Here is a 3,494-nt window from a genome sequence, read left to right on the forward strand (position 1 = left end):
GTGAAGTTCAACTTGCTTACGCAATCGGTGTTGCTCAACCAGTATCAATTGCAATCGATACATTTGGTACAGGCACAGTAGAAGAATCAAAACTTGTAGAAGTAGTTCGCGAGTCATTTGACCTTCGACCTGCAGGAATCATCAAAATGTTAGATCTTCGTCGTCCGATTTACAAACAGACTGCAGCATACGGTCACTTTGGTCGTACAGACTTAGATGTACCTTGGGAAAAAACTGACAGAGCGGCTATGTTAAAAGAAAAAGCTGGCCAATAATAAAAAAACTGTTCCGGGTAATTCTGGAACAGTTTTTTTATGGAGAAAAATCGTGAATGGAATAAACATCTAGTGAGAGGGAATAAACAGCGTGTGAATGGGAATAAATACAACGCGAAAGGGAATAAATCGATTTGAATGGGAATAAACACAATTTATAATAGAATGAACACAATTAAAATGCAAAAAAGAGCAGGCAATTAAACGCCTGCTCTCTTCTATTTATCAATACTAATCTGTTGCATCTCTTTGTAAATTTGTCCTTTTTCAGCGTATTCTTTTACAATTCGCTTCATATCAAGTCGGTCTTCATCATTCAATTCGCGGACAACTTTCGCGGGTCTTCCTAATGCAAGCATCCCCGCTGGAATGACCTTACCTGGAGGTACTAAGCTTCCAGCTCCAATAAATGCACCTTCACCGATTTCAGCGCCATCTAAAATAATTGAGCCCATTCCGACAAGAGCTCCTTTGCGGATTGTACAGCTATGTAAAGTTACTTGATGTCCTATGGTTACTTCATCTTCTAAGATTAATGGAGCCGCAGGGCTTTGATGTAAGCAACACAAATCTTGAATGTTTACTTTGCGACCAATTCGTGTTGAGTTAACGTCTCCACGAATCACTGTGTTAAACCAAATAGTAGACTCTTGACCGATTGTCACATCGCCACTGATTGTGACATAATCAGCAATATATACAGATGGATCAATCAAAGGTGTTTTATTATTAAAAGAGTAAATCATTATTTTGCCTCATTTCTTAATGCGTATGGTTTCATTATACAAAAAAAGAGGAATTCATATAAGGATGAGCATAATTTATGTCATTAATAAGGCTAACCATATTTCCATATCAAGTCTTTTGAGTGACAATGATTTATTTATATCAACATCAAGTGTTAAAATTACAACAAGTATTTGTGAAGAAAAGAAATAGTAAAGGGGCGCTGTTCATGTGGAAATGGGAAGCGGATGGTCAAGCTAAAGCAGTCGTCGCAATTATACATAGCGCGTATGAACATCATCGTAGATATGCTTGGTTAATCGAAAAATTTAGAAGTTCGGGTTTTCATGTTGTAATGGGAGACTTGCCAGGGCATGGAGAACAGGCTCAAAATAAAGTGGCTCACAATGAAGATTTTCAATCATATGGGACTTTTGTAGACCAATTAGTTGAAGCGTCTATCTCGTATAACTTACCAGTTTTTGTTATGGGGCATGGCTTAGGCGCAACGCTTGTCATGCAATCATTACAAGTAAAATCAATTGAATGTGCAGCTGTTATACTGACGTCTCCTTGGTTACATTTGAAAATTCATCCATCTAAATTATCAACTGCTTTGTCGAGCATGGGCAAGTTAGCGGAGAATGTTAAAAGTACACATGATGTGACGATTAAGCAACTGACGAGAAACTATGATGTATATTCTCAAGATAAAGATGATTCCCTTTATAATACAACCATTACATTAAAGTGGTATCATGAGCTGCAACAATTAATCAAAGCAACAACTTCAAGACAGGAAAGCATCCAAAATATACCTATATTAATGATGACAGCTGAGCAAGACAAAGTAACTGATCAAACCTACGCTAAGAACTGGTTGCAAAGACAGCAACTTTCAGAATTACAATTTAAAGAGTGGGGAAATTGTTTTCATGACTTATTTCATGAACCAGAACAAGAAGATGTGTTTTTATATACCGAATCATTTATGAACAATGTTTTGCGTTCAATAGGTTACATTGTTTAAGCACTCTTTTCGAGTGTTTTTTTTTGCAATAATAACTATATAAATGAGGAATTCTTGTATTTTTTTGTTAAAAGTTGCATATATATTTAGAAAATCTCTTTCTTTTCTACACAAAAAATTCTAAAAAATCAAGAAGTTTATTTCTTTAACTGTACTTGTACACATAGACTTTATGTAATATAGTGAATTGTGTGACAAAATAGTGAACTACATAAAGGGGGAAATAGAATGGAAGAGTTTATTGGACATCTTAACGACTTTTTATGGGGTCCTTGGATGATTTATGGGTGTTTAGCTGTCGGACTGTTATTTTCTATTCTTACGCGTTTTGTACAAGTTAGGTTATTTAAGGATATGGTTGCACAAATATTTAAAGGTGAAAAATCGGATGCTGGTGTATCTTCATTCCAAGCATTAGCGATTGCGTTATCTGGTCGAGTTGGAACAGGTAACATCGCAGGTACTGCTACAGCAATTGCTTTCGGTGGCCCTGGTGCTGTTTTCTGGATGTGGATGATTGCTTTCATCGGCGCATCTTCTGCATTTGTTGAATCTACATTAGCTCAGATATACAAAGTGAAAGATCAAGGTCAATATCGTGGTGGCCCAGCTTATTACATAGAAAAAGGCATTGGCTTGAAATGGTATGCCATCGTGTTTGCAATAGCTGCACTTTTGGCAATGTCTATCCTAATGCCAGGAATTCAATCGAATTCAATTGCAATCGGTATGGAAAATGCTTTTGGTCTTGAAAAATGGATCACAGGAGCAGCTATCGTTGTAATTTTAGGGATTATCATTCTTGGTGGTGTTAAACGTATTGCAACTGTTGCTCAATACGTAGTACCCTTTATGGCGATTGCTTACATGTTAATGGCTGTAATCATTATCGGAATGAACATTACTGAATTGCCAGGCGTTATTAAATTAATTTTCTCAAGTGCGTTTGGATTTGATTCAACATTTGGTGGGATGATTGGTGCTGCCATTGCTTGGGGTGTAAAACGTGGTATTTATTCAAACGAAGCGGGTCAAGGTACAGGTCCTCACGCAGCAGCTGCTGCAGAAGTATCTCACCCAGTTAAACAAGGCTTAGTTCAAGCATTCTCAGTTTATATTGATACACTACTTGTGTGTTCTGCTACTGCTTTTATGATTCTGTTTACCGGGATGTACAATGTACAATTAGACTCGGGTGATGGAGAATTTGTTGTTGAAAATCTTCCTGGAGTAGATGCTGGCCCAGGTTATACACAAGCTGCTATTGATATGGCAATGCCAGGGGTAGGTATCGGAGCAGGATTTGTAGCGATAGCGCTATTCTTCTTCGCTTTCACAACTATCATGGCTTACTACTACATGGCTGAAACAAATGTTGCGTATTTACTAAAAGGCAATGCTGAAAAAGTCGGAATATTTGTACTTAAAATCGTTATCTTAATCACAGCGTTCTTAGGAACGAT

4 protein-coding genes are annotated in these 3,494 nt (G+C 37.2%); 3 read left to right on the top strand and 1 reads right to left on the bottom strand.

Annotated elements, in window-relative coordinates:
- Positions 1–275, top strand: a 275-nt coding sequence (locus WBG45_RS00615) for a methionine adenosyltransferase domain-containing protein (RefSeq protein WP_424411864.1), incomplete at its 5' end; no start/stop codon positions are given.
- 218 nt (positions 276–493) lie between these two features.
- Here WBG45_RS00615 and WBG45_RS00620 read toward each other — a convergent pair.
- Entirely contained in the window at positions 494–1,021 is a 528-nt protein-coding gene (locus tag WBG45_RS00620) for a gamma carbonic anhydrase family protein (protein ID WP_424411865.1), read from the bottom strand.
- A 209-nt stretch (positions 1,022–1,230) separates the two neighbouring features.
- Between WBG45_RS00620 and WBG45_RS00625 the strand changes: the two genes are divergently transcribed.
- Together WBG45_RS00625 and WBG45_RS00630 are read left to right on the top strand one after the other, a co-directional pair.
- The gene (locus tag WBG45_RS00625; protein ID WP_424411866.1) at positions 1,231–2,031 is read left to right on the top strand and encodes an alpha/beta fold hydrolase; all 801 of its coding nucleotides are present in this window, start codon (positions 1,231–1,233) and stop codon (positions 2,029–2,031) included.
- A gap of 228 nt (positions 2,032–2,259) precedes the next feature.
- Positions 2,260–3,494 (top strand): alanine/glycine:cation symporter family protein (locus tag WBG45_RS00630; protein WP_424411867.1); only part of this gene is annotated, 1,235 nt, incomplete at its 3' end.

The sequence above is a fragment of the Paenisporosarcina sp. genome (assembly GCF_049671445.1).
Lineage (GTDB): Bacteria > Bacillota > Bacilli > Bacillales_A > Planococcaceae > Paenisporosarcina.